Below are 17,759 nucleotides of genomic sequence, written 5' to 3'. Positions count from 1 at the left end.
TCTAACATGTTAGGCTTAATTGAAATATAACTATTACCATTGGTGATCAGAATGGACAACATCAGAGTAAGAGGATACAGAGATATTTCCTTCTGGCAGGAGGATGGTATCGGCCTAATAGTTATTAAAAGCGACGTTAATGGTATAATATCAAGGAACTGCCTGGATGAAATGGTCTCAGCCCTTGGCCTTGCCTCAATGGACCCAAATGTGAAATGCGTTGCTTTTACTGGAATAAATAAAGTGTTCGCCAAGGGGATGAAGCCGGATGGGGATGATGGTAGAAGCCTTTACGAATTAATGCAGTCATCATCAAGCTTCCTTTCTATGGTGTATAGCCTGCCGAAGCCAATATTTTCTATTTTAAACGGTGATGCTACAAATGAAGGGTACGAAATAGCCCTGTCCTCTGACTTGATTATCAGCGCTGAGGACGCAAACGTTGGCTTCAATCAAGAATATCAAACAATATTGGGAGGATCGTTTACTGCTGCAAGGTTCCCGCTTCTTGCCATATCAAAGGCACAGGAGGCTAAAAATGTGGATATTGTATTTAAAGCCGATAGCCTACTGGAAGACGCAAAAAACTACATCCTCAAAAACTTTGGCAACAGGATGGTTCAAGCAAGGCGCCAGAAGATGTACGATATCTCGAACAAGATACTTTTAGAAAAGGTATGGGCCTATGAAACCTACCTGATGCGATCTACAGAAAGATCTAGGTGAGTTTCTCCCTCTTCCTTTTTTCTAAATTTTGAGAGTCTATCGGAAATGAAGCTGCGTATGTCATAGAAGTATATATTATTGTAAGGGCAAGCTATCACACAAGAACCGGATCCTACACATTTAGCGCTCTTGAAATATCCTTGCTTTATAAACTGGCCTGGCAGATCGCCTGCGCCAACTTCGCATGCTGTTGCGCAAGCCTTAGTTTCGCACTTCAAGCAAATGGATGGGTCTCTTACCTTAAGCCTAAAGAATCCAATTTTGCTGAAAAATCCGACAAATGTCCCGGTGGTACACCAACCGTATCGCCTGCATGGGCTCATTCCGATCAGCGGTATAGATATAAAAAATAAATACCACATGACGTTCCAAACTATATACGAATAAAATATAGCAGGATCGATGCCGTAGATCGAGACTGCGTCGTTGCCTGTTACAGATATTCTATAGGAAATATACGATGCAATTAATATGAGTATCCATGAGGACGTTATAATAGGGTACAAATATCCCTTAAACCTGCTCCCTATATTTTTTCGGCTTAATGGTGCAGTATAATTATACTTTATCATTGCCTGACCAAGAGTCCCCCCGTACATTACAGCCGAGGGGCATAATGTGCTACAGTAACTTCTTCTCCCGAATAGCAGGGCCAAAATGGCGTACAATACGTAACTGCCGATTAAGGCTAACAATATCCCTGGATAGACAGGCCCAAGACTCCCAACGTTACCCCACAACGGTACCTTTGAGTAATAGGACGCTGGAGCAAAGTTAGGCCAGAAGATGGTATAAAGAGCATAGGCAGCTATCGCCATAGCTAAGTTCCATTTCTTTTCTCTCCATTTCAGAGATCGCATCCTAAAAATCACAAGCGCTATCATCTCAGATCCCATGACTAGCAAGAAAACGTAGTTGTTCGTAACGGACCCGAATACATATAGGCCGTAAACAAGGTATTGACTGAGGCTTGAGGCCTGCTCAATTCCAAACGACGTTAGAAACCCAAGCGTACCACGCACTGAAGAGGATGATATAAATTCTATAGCAGCCGAGATAAGCCATTCGCTTGCGAACGATAGCCCGAGTACGTAAAACATATTGTATCTGTTATTTACCCAGCCCGGCTTACCGTTCCGTAATAAAGTACTGTTCAGATAGTAAAGATAGTAATACATGCCAGAGAGCATAGATACTGCCAGGAGCCAATAGTATTGTGATTTAACGTAGATATCACCTAAGAGTATACCTGCTGAGGAGAGCGTAAATATAAGGAATAGAATGACTAGCATTCGTATCCTTCCATAGTTCATCGTATCAAACCTTCTAGCTATCTCCTCAAAGATGATGATCATAAAGATAACCATAGAAATGGCTGAGTAAATAGTTCCAGACAAAAATAATGCACGCGATGGCACTATGGCAGGATTGAAAAGTGAGATGCCCGCGATTGAAGAAAAAGCGATCTTTTTAAGCCTATCGTTCTCTAGAAACAATATGGAAAAAATCATCTCAATTTCCATTGGCAGTATGAAAAGATAGCTGGAAATGCTCGCTGAAAACACAGATAATAGATTGTTTATTGTTATAGGTTCGCGATGATATAGTGCTTGGTATAGAAATATGGACATTAAAACCTCGTTGAAAACTACCAGCAAAGGCAAAATATGTATGCTTTTGAATTTTAAATCAGATTTATTTCCTGTTCTCGATACATAGTAAACTAGTATTAGGCCCATTGCCAACATAGAGATGTCGATGGCGTCCTCAACCAATTTAAAGGTAAGAGGCCATGAAAATAATAGTATTAGGGAGAAAAACATAGAAGCCATCATTGCTAGGATGAATAATTCGAAGTATGACAGCGTTCCTTTTAGGTGGGATATCCTTATAAAATATATCAGTACAAAAGACATCACAACTTCAATTGATAAAGCTTCAGCTACGAGCGTACATCTTCACCTCTCGTCGATACTATTACTTTACTCCCTTCGCTATACTTTATGTTATTAAGCGAGAGGTGGGTAGAAAACCACATCAATGGAAGCATAGATACCCATTCAAAAAGAGTGGCGAGCGTTACATACTCAAGCGGGAAACGTACCCATAAGTTATAAACAGCAACATTAGATAGGTAGAAAATAGCTAAAGGTAATATGCTATATGCAACTGTTATGTATTCAAGAAACAGGTATCTATTTTTATATAACGAGTAGCCCAAACCTACAAAAACTCCCGCCAAGAGCTGTAGGAAAGACATTAAACCATATCCTGCAGGCTGATAGTATGCAAAATAAGTGGCATTTGGGTAGTACCAGAGGAAAGAGAGGATTAAACCAAGCAATGAAAATAAGAGTGCAAGGAATGTTGACTTATAACTAAACGATGTGAACCTCGTCAGCAGAATCGATAACACGAATCCTTCTAGAACCATTCCCATGCCAGAAACGAAGAAGAAGATCAAGTTTTTCTCATACCCTATACCTACAAGTATGCTGTCTAACGCAGGTATCAAACATAATACTGTTACATAGAATGAAATCGCTAATTTCCTATATCCGCCTTCTAGGTCCGAGGAAAATAGCGAAACGTGCTTGCCCTTCTTGTAATACATTGAGACAAAAATATACGTAAAGATTAAGAGAAAAAGGCTTAAAAAGACCACAGGTAAGAGGACAGTATCAATTATCACAGCCGCCAGAGCTGGCAGAAGAGATATATAACTTTCACATTGGCAACTGAACGCACTTGTTAAGCCATATACTACAGAACCAATTGCGTTTCCGGCTCCTGAGGCATACGATATGATTTGATAGTAATTTTCCGCTACTAGAGAAGAGAGGGCAACAAACATCAACAGAAGCCAAGGACTCATCAACACAACAACGTTCTTCGATATAACAAATACTCCGCCGGAGTCTAGGAGCGATACTTTTGCCCCCATCGCGGTGAACACAGAAAGCGCCGAATCAACTGCTATAGGTGCATTATTTGGCAGCGGGATCTGAATAATGCCGCCGATATAAAACATGATAAATAGAGTAATGTAAAAAGCGGGCAAGCGGACCTTCTTCCATTCAATGTCAGTTAGAAAGTGAATATAGTAAGCAGAAAATAAAAGTATAGCTATTACAATTAAAGGAAAATCGGAATACCCAAAAAGTATCCATCCAGATAGGATGTAGACAACCATTAAAAAAGAAAGAGAGTAAAGATTTATTTGCTTCCAACGTAATTTTAGAGATGAGATTATCATAAAGAGGGAAATAAGTGATAATATAGAAATAACGTACATTATCGCATCCGTATCAACAAAGATGAATTTTTTGTATGGCAATATAAAGGACGAAATTAGAAATAAAATTGATAATATATAAAAAATATAAAAAATTCTCTTATCCATACACATCTGTTTACTGAACGTTTACTGTGCCGGTCATCCAACCTGCGGTAACCATAGCGGCACCCCAGCCATCGTTACCGTAACCACAAGGCACAAAACACTGCCAGTTGTAGGTACCGGTGTTGTTGAGGTAAAGGTAGGCTACGGTTGTTGATCCGCCCCAGCTTGGAATGTTGACAAGTATTGTTGAACCGCTCAATATAGTAAAGGTGTGCGTTATGTTATAGCCCCAGCTTGAATTTCCATACCAAGGTATCTGGCTTATAGCTTCTGGCTTTTGTATCTGAGTAGTATTCTTGGAATAGGAAGAGACAGGTATAGTGGAGTTATAAACATACTCAACGTTCCCTACAGTCCCAATGACCTTAGTGTACGTGGTATTGTTCGATGTACCTGTTGGGCCTATGTTAGGCGTTGGGCCGGAATCATAGTCTATTATTGTCAATATGATTTCTCTGTGGGCTGGCAGATTTATTGTAGCTGCAGATTCAAGTGTATTATTCGGCCCTACAATAAAGTAGGACGGCTGCCTGTGCTCAAACGTAGCATTTATTTGGTATGGGTTATTTGGTGTGACCACCATAGTAAGATAGTATGGGCCTGTAGCCTGTACCGTCACTGGATGTGAACTTGTATACGAATAAGCTACGCCTATGCCTATACCACCTATGACCACAACTGCTGTAACCAATGCATAAAATACCTTATCGTCCATTTTGCTTCGCATAATTATATGGTATCAATATTTAACTGTAAAAGCTAACATTTTAGGTTAAATGATACCGTTCATTTTGAAATGCTAGCCTTTCCAACAACCCTCGGGAATCCATTCTGATCCGATATAACCACTGAATCTTTTATGACTGGCAGCTTTTGTCTAAATGTCAAATTTTCGCCCTCTTGGTTGCACTTTACATAGTTCATAATATCGCTTACATATGGATCAGAAAGGGTGTCTTTGTTCCTGAGTGACCTATGGAAAGATACATCATCGCTGACGGCCTGAAAATATTCAAATTGCTCTGGAGCTAAGAACATTCCCCTAGATAGTTCCTCCACCTCTACATTCCTGAGGGCTAACCCAACACGCGTTCCAGCTTCTGCTTCATCAACATCTACATCGTTCACTTGTATTGACCTTATCTGGACTTGCCTATTTACCTCCGAGAGGTAAAGATCATCGTGTTTTTTCACAATACCAGAAAGCACGAACCCCAAAACAACTGTGCCAACGCTCTTTACCTTGAAATAATGGTCTATAACCACAAGGGGCTTATCTTTTTTCCGGACTGGATTTATTTTCTTTAACAGATCGACAATTTCCATTGGCCTTCCACTGAAATATTCGTATGATATCTCAGTATCTTTCATTACTCTATCAATAACAGGTCTTTTATCTTCATCCGCCACGATTATTCCTTTTTTCTTTGAGAAAAGATCAAGGGCTAGTATAACCTCCCCAAGATTTTTATCCAGCTTATTTCCGTTAATTATGAACGTATCCATTGGGTATATTGAATCAGTCAATGAGGACACTTTATCAGGGTACCGTATTGGTTCTGAGAATGTCATTATAGAATTCTCGTCCTTCCTGTTATAAATCCTTATGTCGCTTTCTGTGCCTTTCTTTGCTATTTCCCTTAATATGTCTTCAATACCATACGTAAATACGTTGAGATGATCCATAGTTCACTATGCCTCGGATAGAATTAAATTTTGACTTTTAGGTCTCAAAGCTAAAAAATCTTTTAATCAGTCCATAAAATTAGTGCGTTGATAGATATGGAAAATGTTAGGTATTGTCCAGTAATTGATGATAATCTTCCGCTTGATCATGTATTTTTCAAGTTTAGAAGCGAGATAGAATCTGCTGAAGCATTCATAGGGTTAGCGGTTTCGGAGGGCGTTAAGGTTAATGAGACGAGGGAACTTCTTGACATGCTCGATACAGTTTATAACAGCCTGTACGACGAAGAATCTAAACTAAATGAATTCCAGGAAAAGAGGTTAAAGTTCACAGAGGAAGAGTGGTATGATATTAAGGAAAAATGCAATTCTGGATCAAAGTGGAGCCTATACCTTATGCTAGCTAGAAGCCATATAGACAATGCTGTATATTGGTTGTCAAAACTAAGAGAAGACGAAAGATTTGTAAATAAGGTAAGTGATGAAAATATTATGGCCCTCTACAAGATAGGGGCAGTCATATTGAGGGAGGGTCTCGGGGATGTTAGGCTATAATTTAGGTGGTGTGTTCCACCAATATGCTGCGCAGAAAGTCAAGGTAAGATGTCGGATTTTTCACGTATCTGTCGAGTATGCTGGTTTCTCTGTAGTAGTCCTGAAACATAAGCTCCGCTTCATACCTGCTGAATAGGCCGGTTTCTGTGAGCATTGAAAGCCCTTTCTCCAATTTCACACTTCCAATTTCCTTTTTCCCTATGTTTTTCCTTATGTAATTGATTATTCTTATTAGCGGTAGGTTATCATTGCTGCATATATCGTACACACCTTCCCTCTTTATTATGCTATTTACCACAGTAACTACGTCACCAACGTATACTGGTGCAAGATTCCCTTCCTCTGGGAGGTGGGAAACCTGCTCAGCAAGTTTTACAAACCTATCTGTAAAGTGGTCTCCATCTCCAAAGACGATAGAAAGCCTTACTACAAGCCCGTTTTTGAGCACTCTGGTATTATCTTCAACCAGCCTCTTTGTCCTAAAATACTCGAGAGGATAGGAAGGTTGGTTTATCATAGAAAATGATACGAGTTTCTGATCTGTGCTAGCTTTCTTTATTGCAGATACAACATTTTTTATCCCGTTAAGCAGGATCTCACGATTTCTTGCTTCATCAGCAGCCCAGTCTTCAACGGCAAAGAAGACAGTATCATAGCCGGCCATAGAAGCCTCAACCTTGCTGTAGTCAGTTACGTCGCCCTGGATCCACACTGCATCATTGCGCTTAACATTTGTTCCCTTTTCCAGCGAATAGTACGCCACTGAATCGGCCTCTAGAGAATTAACGATGTGGCTACCTATGAAGCCGGATCCACCAAACACTATAGCTTTCACAAACTAGTATTTTTTTAACGTATTAAAAAGTGATGTACGGACACTTATTATGATATATCGCAGTGCTATATTGCCATATTCCATCAAACAAGGAATAATGTTATATACAGACTATCAATTCAATGCCGAATCACATGCCTAAGACTGTAGCGAACACAAAGCCAATGGATGTCCTAAAGAATGCACTTTCACGAAATGTGCTTATAGATGTAAAGGGCAATAGGGAATATTCAGGCATACTGGAAGGATACGACGTTTACATGAACGTTGTCCTTCAAAACGCGAGCGAAATTATTAACGGAGAAAACAAAGGTGTATTCGACAGGATACTTGTTAGAGGCGATAACGTAATTTTTGTTTCTCCATCGAAGGGTGATAATGAATGAGCAATGGAACTGCTGTAATGGGAAAGATAAATAATAAAAAGACTCACATAACCTGCAGGAGGTGTGGACACCACACCTATAACGTCAGGACTAAGAGGTGCTCCCACTGTGGATTCCCGGCCCCAAGGATCAGATCCTATAAATGGGCAAAAGCCAAGTGAAGATTGCGCAGTTGTGGGGTTCAAGGGGAAGATAAACGCCTATAACCCCATAATAACTGCACTTCGAACATTGCAACATAGAGGCCAGGAATCGGCTGGTATGGCTGTTTTTGACGGCAAGAAGGTAACGTTGAAAAAAGGAAGTGGCCTAGTAACAGATGTTTTTAATCCTGCAACCGACGATATTAAAGGTTACGTGGGAGTAGGCCATACACGTTATTCAACTGCTGGATCAAAAAATGTGGTTAATGCTGGGCCATTTGTAATGAACTCTTCTTTCGGTTACATAACCATATCCCACAACGGTGAGATAGTAAACGCTGATGAATTGCGTGATTCCATGAAAAAAGAAGGGATCACGTTCCAGAGCGATTCAGATACAGAGGTTATGCTGGCAGAGCTTTCGAGAAATATCTCAAAGTATGGCCTAAAAAGAGGATTCGAACAGTCCATGGAGAGCCTAAGGGGAGCTTATGCATGCGCAATAAGCATAAATGATCGCCTCTACGCCGTAAGGGACCCAAATGGGATAAGGCCTCTGGTTATAGGGAAGAATAACGACGGATACATAGTAGCTTCAGAAAGCTGCGCAATAGATGCTCTCGAAGGCACGTTAATAAAAAACATCGAACCAGGGGAAGTAGTTGAGATATCTGACGAAGGCATAAGAACAATTGTAAGCAAATCTGCAAATCGAATAGCCCACTGCATGTTTGAGTATGTATATTTCTCAAGGCCGGATAGCGTTATAGACGGCATAAACGTTTATGCCGCCAGGGTAAACATGGGCAGAATACTTGCTAAGGAGAGCCCAGTTGAAGCTGACATAGTCGTCCCTGTTCCAGATTCAGGGCGTTCTCAAGCAATAGGTTATTCCATGGAATCTGGAATGCCTTACACAGAGGGGCTGATTAAGAATAGGTATTCGGAGAGGACCTTCATAATGCCTACTCAGAGCGATAGGAAGGCCGCGATACATTTGAAGCTAAATCCTATACGCGAAGTGATAGGGGGAAAGAAGGTAGTGCTTGTAGATGATAGCATAGTCCGTGGAAACACTATGAGGTTCATCGTCGGCCTAATGAGGAAATATGGCGCAAAGGAGATACATGTCAGAATTGGATCGCCGCATATAATCGCACCATGCTATTTTGGTGTCGACATGAAGACGAAGGATCAATTCATAGCGCGCGGTAAAACCGATGAGGAGATAAACAGAGAAATCGGGGCCGATTCACTCGCGTTTCTTTCAGTTGACGGCCTCAAACAGGCGATATCTATGAAAAACAATAACCTGTGCCTTGGGTGCCTCACAGGAGAATATCCTATAGATATATCAAAGAAACTCGCAGAAAATATTACTTCTTACTAGATTTAATCATATTATCGATTTTCTCACGGAAGGATTCCGCATCAACTTTTGTACCGAGCAAATCTGCTCTGGCGGTTATTGCGACTTTGTTGGCTATAATCCTTGCTATTTTCCCTCTCTGCCTTGGCCTGAGAGTTGATAGTTTAGGATACTTGAACAGTACTCCATACTTAGGCGTATTGCCTCTCTTCTGTATTGCAGTGAAGAGGGCTCTTTCGGCCCCTAGCATCTGTATTGAGCTTGAGGGCATATAGGCAAGCCTCTTTAAGCCGTGTGCATGGACGAGAAGGTCCATAGCCAGCCTTTCCCCAACAAGGGCAGTGGTATTGGGCAGTATCTGCCGTGCCATTTCTTTTACCCTTTCATCAAGCTGCCCTCTAAAATCACACATCTTAGAACCATAACTAAAGAGTTCAGAGATACCATCGATGGTGGAACCCTGTCTGAAGTAAGCGCATGGATCGCTGGTGACTTTAAGATCAAACGGAATTGCAAAAGCTAAGCATTTTTCATAATACTTATTTATAAGCTGATCCATCTCCTCCCTAACGGCAGCAACTTTAATGGCTGCCTGGTCTTCTGTGAACTCCTGTTTTATTCTGTAATTTCCGTACTCGATTAGGAGCGATCTGAGGTCCGGTTTCTTTCCTTCCCCGTCCAGTTCTGGAGTCCGGCCCATGCGCAGCATCTCGAATATTTCTATGTACCTGCTGTCCAGGTCTTTGTACATCCTTTTCCCTATCCCGTACCACATCGCCTTTTCCATGTTTTGCCTCCACAAATATGTGATCGAAATCTACAACCTTCATAAAGAGATTGCTGGAATCACATCTAGCTATTCCTGTTCCCAGGAGTTCGTTGTCTTCGGATAAAACGCAAACCCTATCGCCTTTTTGGAAATTGCCATCTATGAGCTTAACACCGCCCACGTAAAGATCCGATCCATGTGCTATGTTTTCAACGGCACTTTTCTTTGCAACTATCTTAGGGTAATCTATAAAAGCATAGGTCATGTCTAGGAAGTGCGATCGGAATAATTCATCCTTCCCTTCCTTGGCGAGATCTACGTAAGCCTGCAGATCCTGAAGGGTTATTGCTATATCTTCCTTAAATGGGCCAGTGCTTATTCGTCTCAGATCAACCATCTGGCCTCCCTTTCCTGATACGTAGCCTATATCTGTGCATAAAGTTCGTATATAGGTCCCAGACTCGCATTTTACATGAAATAGTACGATCTTATCCTTTTTTTCAATCATATCCAGTTCGTATATTGTTTTAATTCTGACCTTCCTGGATACCGCGCTCCTAACAGGCGGAAGCTGATATATCCTTGTGGTAAATTTCCTGAATACCTCTCTTACCTCTTCCTCAGATATATCGCTATGAAACCTCATTACACCTACGTATTCCTTTGGTTTCTCATGTACAACATCAATTAATCTAACTGCTTTGCCTATGGCCATAACTAGAACACCAGTCACATTTGGATCCAAGGTACCAATGTGACCGACCTTTTCTGTGCCTAGGATCTGCCTTACCCAATAGTCTACCTGATGGCTCGTTGGACCCTGCGGCTTGTCTATAACTATGAAGCCGTTTAATTTTTGGATTTCTTCAATCAACCTGTATCAAACTCCAATGCTAAGAAAATATTTAAAGCAAGATACTTTATTCACATTCCTTTCAATATGCGAGGTGTATATACTTCCTTGCGTGACATCTCGTCGATCCTATTAAGCACTAAAACAGCTACTTCTTCAGGCTTCATAAATTCCGTGTTCACAACTATATCATATATCGAAAGATCATCTATATCTATGCCATATAGATCCAAGTACCTCTTCTTCTCTGAAATTTCTCGCTCATCAAGAAGTTTGGCTGCTTCGTCTATTTCAATGCCTTCACGGTTGGAAAATCTCACGAGCCTTGTATATCTTGTTGCGTAAAGAAATACCTTAAACGCTGATATTGAATAGATCTTGCATATCCAGCCGGCAAGCCGACCTTCAACTATTATGTTGTCGTGAGTTTCCATAAAATCTTTTTGCATCCCATCAGTTGCATAGTCCGCTTCAGGATGCGTCTCAGCATATCTATTGAAATCCTCTATACTCATCCCCATTTTCTTAGCAGATTCCCTAAAAAATGTGCCGGATGAGTATACAGAATAACCTGTTATCTTTGATATTTCTTGACTGACGGTTGATTTGCCACTACCTATCTTGCCAGCTATCGTTATTCTCATGACGATGTTTCCCTGCTTATCCTTCTGAGCCTAAGCGTGAAGTCTATGTATTTCATGATCATCGTTATGAAGTATGAAACCACAATTTCGGTAAGGAAGTACATGAATATCCAGTATGGCATTATCCAGAAGTGGGCGGTTGATATGTTTATATTAAAATCCCATGGAAAAGCAATGTAGTTGTACGGAATCTTGCCGACAAAGACGAATAGCCATGCATAGAATAGGATAGTAAGTACGCTTATGACAAGCAGCGGCTTCATTGTATTCATTGAGAGCTGGTACTGATCCATAGACATCTGCATCCTCATGCTGTTGAGCTTGTTTATCTTCTTCATATCACGTTCTCTGTAGGCAGCCCTTATGGCCTCATTGAAAGCTTTCATTGTGTTCTGCATCTTACCCATCTTTACCCAGTCGGTAAAAAAGTACCTTGGGATGGATAGGATAACTCCTATTATAACGCCGGTAAGTATTATGCTTAACAGTGGATAGCGGTAACCAAAACCTATGGTCGGGATCAACACTACGTTCAACAAGTTCCCCACAGCATCACGGGAAGAAGGCGTTATAACGATGAATAAAGATCCCAGCATAATTAGCATGTAAAGCATCTGGAAGCTCATCATTTTCTTCATCGCTTCCTGCTGTTCTTTATTGTAGGTTTCTGTCATTTTATCACCCTCACGATTTCATCTGCGGCCTGTTCGGGTTTCCCCTCTTCATTTTTAACAATCTTTACCGTGGCGCCGCTGAATATTGAGTAGGCTGCTGCAAAGTATCGGTTCATCTCCTGATGTTCGCGTATACTGTCTACGCCTTCGTCATCCCTGGCCCTAGTGGGATCGTTGTCTCTCCTCCTTTTGATTATAGCTGGATCAGCCTCTATTATTACAAATACGGAAGCATTTATAGATCTGAGGACCCACTCCGGTAGACCTGGTAGATATCCAAACGGTGTCTTTATGGACATGTGTGTGTCGACTATCGCGTTTTCCATTTTCCCAATCTCTTCACCTGCAAGTTTTTGAAGATCAACTTGAGTTTCTCTTGAGAGCTTCCTTATTTGGTCTCTGTTCTCTACTAGGCCACGCCTCTTTGCAACCTCAAACATGAGGGTACCGTAATTGACAACCGGTATCCCACTCTCTCTGGCTACTATGTCGAGAACAGTGGTCTTACCGACACCTGCTACACCAGTAATGACTGAACGCATTTAACCACCTACAAAGAACTGCCTTATAACAGGATGCATCTCCATCAGTTGCTCGCGTCCCATAGCCTCGTAGAACTGTATTATTATACCTACGGCAAGTAGAAGCCCAGTACCGCTCGTATCACCTACGGTACCGATGAGATTTGCACCTGCGGCTAAAAGGCCAACTGCCGCACCGCTAAATATAGTTATGGCTGGTATGTACTTCTTCAACACACGTTCCATAACCCTAGGATCTCTCCTAAAACCTGGTATCTGCATACCGCTAGATTGTATCTGCTTCGCTACTGCTGAAGCTCCCATATTTGTAGTTTCAATCCAAAATATGGCAAACAACACGCTGAAGCCAACCATGAAAGCTGTAAACACTATGATGTGTATGGCCTCTTCAATAGGGGTATGGCCAAGCAATATATTTTGATAAGCCGAAGGCTGCAGAATCGGGAAAAGCCAATCAGATAAACCGTTTGGCGAAAACAGATAATATGCAAGCCCACCAGTAGGAGTTGTTGAAGAAATATTTAAAGCAGCTGCCTGCGCTGCGCTTGGATAAGATCCAAGAAACTTATTATGGCCCAGCAACGGAACCTTGCTAAGGACCGGGCTGCTCCAAAAAAGAAGCGTCCACATTGAGACATTTGCAAGCAATGCTGTCGCCAGTATAACTGGTATGTTTGACGCATATAGAAGCTGAAGAGGGTACCTTCCTCTAGCACCCCTTACCCTCTCATGAGCTATCGGAAGTTCTATTTTGCTGCTCTGGAAGTATGCTACCAGGAAGAATATTAACAACGTACCTAATACAGCTATCATTGGATTTGGCGGTGCAAACAGTATCTGCACAACACCATTCGTAAGAAGATAAGCTGACGATGAGTGCATTATTATGTAAAACATCTTCGGGAAAGCACCCGCAGGCGGATTCTTAAGCGAGTACGTGAGAGCATTGTTTAGGGCCTGCCAGTTAAATGCACCTATAAACAACTGCTCAGATACATCTGCAGCTATGAAAAGTGATATACCAGAACCAATGCCATACTTTGATACGACTTCATCCATAAGAAAGACAAGATAAGAACCAAAGAAAAGCTGCATTATTATAGTAGTTTGTGCGAGAAATTCACCGTAACCTGGCAGAACACTATTTATTGAATTAACGAACTTAGTATCTGGCACAAGGTATCCAAACGCCTGTGGGATAGCTTCAACGAATATCATTATTATTACTAATAACTTCTGTACTCCCTGATATATAGCCTTGTCCTCAGAGTTTTGCAGATCAAGGTTAAATATCTTAGCTCCAACAAAGAGCTGCATAACTATGCTTGCAGTTACAATTGGGCCTATACCTAGATCCATTAAGGACCCGGATGCACCTGCAAAGATTTCCCTGAAGGATGCAAATACATCTATGGTTTTTGCAGTGTTAAGACCATATATGTATATATTGCTAAGTGCAAAATACAATATTACTATGACGGCAGTCCACAACATCTTATACTTGAATTCTACGTGACCCTTAGCCTTCTTAACAGCCGGCAGTTTTGCAGTTAGATTTTCAAGGCCATAAAGTTTACTTTTCTTTGGGCCTGCGTAGCTAGCAACTAGATACGTTATATAGAAAAGTGGAGCAACAAGTAACGAAGCTATCGCTAGCTTCACATAACCAAGATGGCCAAAGTACCAAAACGCCACCACAATTATGACGTAAAATATGAATATAGGAAACGCTACCGAGTTATTCCGCTGTATTTCCGACATTTTCGATCTTTGAGCCTATAGCTGAAAGCTTGCTTATTGCTTTTTCGGTTGCCTTATCTATTATTATCCTCGACTTAACACTGAAATTTCCGGAACCTAGCAGTTTGTCATATCCAGCTGCTTTTAAGTCTACCACTGTTTCACCGTTTTCTTCCCTAACGAAACCATCTGCTTTTAAATTTTCGAATATATTTTCCAGTTCACCTAGGTTTATAGGAACATCAGGAGTTGAGAGATGATGGCTTGTAAATCCCTTGCCGCCAAAGTGGAGCGGGTCATACTTTACCATCCATATCCATTTATGCTTGCCCATGCCAGCATTTCCTCTTCCTCCTTTCTTTCCTTTGCCTCTTCCAGCTTTCATTCCTCGGCCATAATGGCCACCCCTAAGTTTCTTAGTTCTCTCTCTGACCATTAAGATCTACCCCCGGTATTATCATCCTTCTAATGAGGTTGTTTATGTCTTTGCCTCTGTAACCGGCTGAGCCTCCATTGCGGTAAGAAGTCTTTATTGCTTCATAACCTTTGTAAGGAGGATTTAACCTTATCACCGGCACTACATCGTTAATTTCACTAAACTTTATCTTTCCGTCAACCAAAGCCTTTGCGAGATCCCTGTAAGATCCAAAACCAGTTACATCTTTTAACTCTTCTTCTGTAAGCTTTCTTCTTCCTTTGAACAAACACCTGTTCTTGAGCAAGACCTCCAGGGTATCGACGTCTATCTCGCCCCAAGTTACGTAATCTTTTACCTTCTGAAGCATACCTTTAGTAACTGCATCTTCCTGGAGAAGAACTAGATGATTTATCCTGTTCAGTCTTAAGAGGTGCGCAGTATCCTCTATATCTTGCTTTATACCTGTTCTACCCCTAATCCGTATGACCGCTAACATTTATAACACTCCCCGAATAAATTGGTGTCGAGAGTACGATTCCAGGATTAATCCTTACCTTTGCAGTTTCCTTTAGCGCGTTATACACAGCGAGAGCATAATTGACTGTGGTCTTTGTATGACCTGCTGCGAATCCCCACGCATCTTCAATTCCTGCCATCCTTAGTATAATCTTTGCGACGTTTCCAACTGCTAGTCCAACTCCTCTTGGCGCCGGCTTTAAAGTGATCCTTACGGATCCGGATTTTCCCTCAACCAGAAATGGAAGGGTGTGTGCTCTTCCACAACCACATTCCCAGGAACCACAGCCTCTCCTTATTTCCATTATATTGAGCTTTGCGTTTATCAGTGCCTTTCTAATGGCAGGTGCTGCCTCCTTTGATCTGCCTATGCCTAGCCCAATGTAGCCGTCTTCGTTTCCCACAACTACAGTTATCGAATAGGTCATTCTCCTACCACTGTCTGTCATCCTCTGTGCTCTTTTTATATCTATAACCTCGTCCTTAATGTTTGGCAGCAAATAATCTACTATCTCATATTCCTTCAATGGAAGTTTTGTTTTAAGCGCTTCGGATATAGTTTTTATCTGCCCAGACGCAACGAGTTTACCAAGTTGAGTTCTCGGTGTCCATTCATCACTCATGCTTTCTCCTCCAGCTTCTTAAAGTTCTTTACAGCTTCATTTAACTTAACAGGATTCTTTAAATGTGAACCGTTAAGCCTCTTCTTATCAGGAAACACGTCTTCGCCGTGTGGGATATCTACACCAGAATCCGTTATGCCTTTAAGGCACGCAGCTATCCTGCCACCCTTTCTAAATTTCTTGCGGCCTATGTCTAATACGGCTGTCTCTACACCTGCTTTTTGAGCTTCGACTCCAGCCGCATAACCTACAAGATAACAGATCTGGAGATTGTTTCCACGTAATTCTATACCATACTTAGATAGCGCCTTGTCGGTAATTGTAGCTAATATTCGATCTCCATTTACTGAGTACTCCGCTATCTGAGCTATGATGCCTTTGTTGGTGATCCTTACTATGAACCTCCTATCTTTTGATTTAAGGAGTCTAAGCCTCCTACCATAATCAGTCTTACCCAATACCTTCCTTTTGAATGCCATGCCAATCACTCTTTAAGCAAACCAGCCGACTTTATATGGGATACGAGTTGAGCCCTTGACTTTATGCTTCCACTCTTTATTATACGATAATATTTCCTATATACTGCAGGGTCTATCTTCCCATCTTTTTTAAGCTTCCTTAGTTCATCCCTCAATGCCCTTATAGTATCGATCCAGCGTTCCTTTCTCTTGTATCGCGCGTTCCTTGTACCTCTTAGAGAGCCAGGGCCGCGTCTCCTATCCTTCGAAAGCTGCTTTATCCTTTTCTTCAAACGACCGTTAGAGATGCCTTTTTTCTGCTTTATTTTGACAACATCCTGTTCAATGAGCGCTAGAATATCGGATCTTGTGGCTGCTTCATCTATCTTATCCAGTTTATTCGTATCAATATAAACCCTTGAAGTACCGACACCCTTTAAGTCGGATACTATCCTTTTAACAGTCTCTGCTCTCATTTATACCACCTAATTTAACACCTTTATATTAAGCTCAGCGCATCTCTTGGCGATCTCTTCCCTCTTCCTCGAACCAACAGAAGAGGCTATCCTTGCGGCCTGTATCTTTGGATCAATATTTTCGATATCCTTTAAGTTATATACAAGTACTTCGTAATAACCTGAAGGGTGCATTCCTCTTACCTTTGCAGGTGATCTAAACCCTGCATCCACAATTGGGGGCCTCCTGCTTAGGTGTTCTCTAAGCTTTGAATGCTTGCCTCTTGGCTTTCTCCAGGCATCGCCTAATTTTTTGTACCTAAACCACTCTTGCCTGTGAAATTCTACACGCTTCCTCGCCATATAATTTTTGATTTTTAGTAACCTTCTAACTTCATCGTCAAGCGCTCTGTTCATTTTACTCACCCTTCGATATTAAATATATACCATCCTGGAATACCCTTGGATCGAAGCCTTTAATGATAGTTGCTCTTTCTATGTTTGCTGCTGTTTCGCCGACGTCTTTTTTTGATGGACCATTGAGGAATAATCTGTCTCCTTTAACTGAAACTTGAGTTTCGCCAACTATCTCTGCAGTCCTAGGCGAACGTTCCCCGAAGAAATTTTCTATAACGACAGTCTTTCCTTTAACAGACACTCTCATCGGAAAATGCGAATAGTCGATTTTCATCTCATACTGAAAACCTTCTTTAAGGCCCTTTACCATATTGCTGATCTCTGATGCCCATGTGCCTACTATGCCTCTCTCCCTTGAGTTATTTTTGCTCTTAACTATCTTGATTTTGTTATCCTCTACCAATAACCTGACATAGTTGTCGGCGAATTTCTTTTCTAACTTTTTATTGCCGAACGTCATGGAAAGCATTGTGCCAGAGAGCCCTACCTTCACGTCTTTCGGGATTTCAATGACAGATGCCTCTTCCCATTTTATCATTTATTTACA

23 protein-coding genes are annotated in these 17,759 nt (G+C 41.4%); 5 read left to right on the top strand and 18 right to left on the bottom strand.

Annotated elements, in window-relative coordinates; all coding sequences use genetic code 11:
* The first annotated feature begins 51 nt into the window (after positions 1-51).
* Positions 52-726, top strand: a complete 675-nt coding sequence (locus TVG_RS01890; protein ID WP_010916621.1) for an enoyl-CoA hydratase/isomerase family protein — start codon at positions 52-54, stop codon at positions 724-726.
* On the opposite strand, the gene TVG_RS01885 is transcribed toward TVG_RS01890, so the two are convergent.
* From TVG_RS01885 to TVG_RS01870, 4 genes are all read right to left on the bottom strand, one after another.
* On the bottom strand, positions 693-2,501 hold the full coding sequence (locus TVG_RS01885; protein WP_156769045.1) for a 4Fe-4S binding protein: 1,809 nt from the start codon (positions 2,499-2,501) through the stop codon (positions 693-695). The genes TVG_RS01890 and TVG_RS01885 overlap by 34 nt on opposite strands.
* A gap of 167 nt (positions 2,502-2,668) precedes the next feature.
* Positions 2,669-3,919, bottom strand: a complete 1,251-nt coding sequence (locus TVG_RS01880; RefSeq protein WP_010916619.1) for a hypothetical protein — start codon at positions 3,917-3,919, stop codon at positions 2,669-2,671.
* A gap of 220 nt (positions 3,920-4,139) precedes the next feature.
* Entirely contained in the window at positions 4,140-4,844 is a 705-nt protein-coding gene (locus TVG_RS01875; RefSeq protein WP_010916618.1) for a hypothetical protein, read from the bottom strand.
* 71 nt (positions 4,845-4,915) lie between these two features.
* Complete coding sequence (locus TVG_RS01870; RefSeq protein WP_010916617.1) at positions 4,916-5,815, bottom strand: selenocysteine-specific translation elongation factor; 900 nt, start codon at positions 5,813-5,815, stop codon at positions 4,916-4,918.
* A 96-nt stretch (positions 5,816-5,911) separates the two neighbouring features.
* Between TVG_RS01870 and TVG_RS01865 the strand changes: the two genes are divergently transcribed.
* Positions 5,912-6,370 (top strand): DUF1940 domain-containing protein, encoded by a 459-nt coding sequence (locus tag TVG_RS01865; RefSeq protein ID WP_048053924.1) that lies wholly within the window; start codon positions 5,912-5,914, stop codon positions 6,368-6,370.
* 1 nt (position 6,371) lies between these two features.
* Here the strand turns inward: TVG_RS01865 and TVG_RS01860 are convergent, their stop codons facing one another.
* A complete protein-coding gene (locus TVG_RS01860; protein WP_010916615.1) occupies positions 6,372-7,205 on the bottom strand; it encodes an NAD(P)H-binding protein in 834 nt (277 codons plus the stop codon).
* 134 nt (positions 7,206-7,339) lie between these two features.
* On the opposite strand from TVG_RS01860, the gene TVG_RS01855 reads away from it, so the two are divergent.
* The 3 genes from TVG_RS01855 to purF are packed head-to-tail and all read left to right on the top strand — an operon-like array spanning position 7,340 to position 9,124.
* Positions 7,340-7,591, top strand: a complete 252-nt coding sequence (locus tag TVG_RS01855; RefSeq protein ID WP_010916614.1) for an LSm family protein — start codon at positions 7,340-7,342, stop codon at positions 7,589-7,591.
* Positions 7,588-7,752, top strand: coding sequence for a 50S ribosomal protein L37e (locus tag TVG_RS08260; RefSeq protein ID WP_010916613.1), 165 nt, complete (start codon positions 7,588-7,590; stop codon positions 7,750-7,752). The genes TVG_RS01855 and TVG_RS08260 overlap by 4 nt, the downstream gene beginning before the upstream one ends.
* Positions 7,700-9,124: an amidophosphoribosyltransferase gene (gene purF, locus TVG_RS01850; protein ID WP_010916612.1), complete on the top strand. Its 1,425-nt coding sequence runs from the start codon at positions 7,700-7,702 to the stop codon at positions 9,122-9,124. Before TVG_RS08260 ends, purF begins: the two co-directional genes overlap by 53 nt.
* Here purF and TVG_RS01845 read toward each other — a convergent pair.
* Genes TVG_RS01845 through TVG_RS01785 form a run of 13 tightly spaced genes read right to left on the bottom strand, consistent with a single transcriptional unit; the run spans position 9,111 to position 17,750 of the window.
* Positions 9,111-9,803: an NOP5/NOP56 family protein gene (locus TVG_RS01845; RefSeq protein WP_241760302.1), complete on the bottom strand. Its 693-nt coding sequence runs from the start codon at positions 9,801-9,803 to the stop codon at positions 9,111-9,113. The two genes, purF and TVG_RS01845, sit on opposite strands and share 14 nt — an antisense overlap.
* On the bottom strand, positions 9,685-10,746 hold the full coding sequence (locus TVG_RS01840; protein ID WP_010916610.1) for an RNA-guided pseudouridylation complex pseudouridine synthase subunit Cbf5: 1,062 nt from the start codon (positions 10,744-10,746) through the stop codon (positions 9,685-9,687). Before TVG_RS01840 ends, TVG_RS01845 begins: the two co-directional genes overlap by 119 nt.
* A 50-nt stretch (positions 10,747-10,796) precedes the next feature.
* Positions 10,797-11,369: a (d)CMP kinase gene (cmk, locus tag TVG_RS01835; protein ID WP_010916609.1), complete on the bottom strand. Its 573-nt coding sequence runs from the start codon at positions 11,367-11,369 to the stop codon at positions 10,797-10,799.
* A complete protein-coding gene (locus TVG_RS01830) occupies positions 11,366-12,043 on the bottom strand; it encodes a DUF106 domain-containing protein (RefSeq protein ID WP_010916608.1) in 678 nt (225 codons plus the stop codon). The genes cmk and TVG_RS01830 overlap by 4 nt, the downstream gene beginning before the upstream one ends.
* A complete protein-coding gene (locus tag TVG_RS01825; RefSeq protein ID WP_010916607.1) occupies positions 12,040-12,585 on the bottom strand; it encodes an adenylate kinase in 546 nt (181 codons plus the stop codon). The genes TVG_RS01830 and TVG_RS01825 overlap by 4 nt, the downstream gene beginning before the upstream one ends.
* Positions 12,586-14,346 carry a preprotein translocase subunit SecY gene (secY, locus tag TVG_RS01820; protein WP_010916606.1) on the bottom strand — a complete coding sequence of 587 codons (1,761 nt, stop codon included), beginning with the start codon at positions 14,344-14,346 and terminating at the stop codon, positions 12,586-12,588.
* Complete coding sequence (locus TVG_RS01815; protein WP_010916605.1) at positions 14,324-14,761, bottom strand: uL15m family ribosomal protein; 438 nt, start codon at positions 14,759-14,761, stop codon at positions 14,324-14,326. The genes secY and TVG_RS01815 overlap by 23 nt, the downstream gene beginning before the upstream one ends.
* Positions 14,742-15,239 carry a 50S ribosomal protein L30 gene (rpmD, locus tag TVG_RS01810; protein ID WP_010916604.1) on the bottom strand — a complete coding sequence of 166 codons (498 nt, stop codon included), beginning with the start codon at positions 15,237-15,239 and terminating at the stop codon, positions 14,742-14,744. Before rpmD ends, TVG_RS01815 begins: the two co-directional genes overlap by 20 nt.
* Positions 15,217-15,882 carry a 30S ribosomal protein S5 gene (locus tag TVG_RS01805; protein WP_010916603.1) on the bottom strand — a complete coding sequence of 222 codons (666 nt, stop codon included), beginning with the start codon at positions 15,880-15,882 and terminating at the stop codon, positions 15,217-15,219. The genes rpmD and TVG_RS01805 overlap by 23 nt, the downstream gene beginning before the upstream one ends.
* Positions 15,879-16,361, bottom strand: a complete 483-nt coding sequence (locus TVG_RS01800) for a 50S ribosomal protein L18 (RefSeq protein ID WP_010916602.1) — start codon at positions 16,359-16,361, stop codon at positions 15,879-15,881. Before TVG_RS01800 ends, TVG_RS01805 begins: the two co-directional genes overlap by 4 nt.
* Before the next feature lie 5 nt (positions 16,362-16,366).
* Positions 16,367-16,816, bottom strand: a complete 450-nt coding sequence (locus TVG_RS01795; RefSeq protein WP_010916601.1) for a 50S ribosomal protein L19e — start codon at positions 16,814-16,816, stop codon at positions 16,367-16,369.
* 9 nt (positions 16,817-16,825) lie between these two features.
* Positions 16,826-17,212 (bottom strand): 50S ribosomal protein L32e, encoded by a 387-nt coding sequence (locus tag TVG_RS01790; protein WP_010916600.1) that lies wholly within the window; start codon positions 17,210-17,212, stop codon positions 16,826-16,828.
* 1 nt (position 17,213) lies between these two features.
* Positions 17,214-17,750, bottom strand: a complete 537-nt coding sequence (locus tag TVG_RS01785) for a 50S ribosomal protein L6 (RefSeq protein ID WP_010916599.1) — start codon at positions 17,748-17,750, stop codon at positions 17,214-17,216.
* Positions 17,751-17,759: the final 9 nt, after the last annotated feature.

Origin of the sequence: Thermoplasma volcanium GSS1 (genome assembly GCF_000011185.1) — an archaeon.
GTDB lineage: Archaea > Thermoplasmatota > Thermoplasmata > Thermoplasmatales > Thermoplasmataceae > Thermoplasma > Thermoplasma volcanium.
This window is presented reverse-complemented; position numbering and strand designations above follow the sequence as displayed.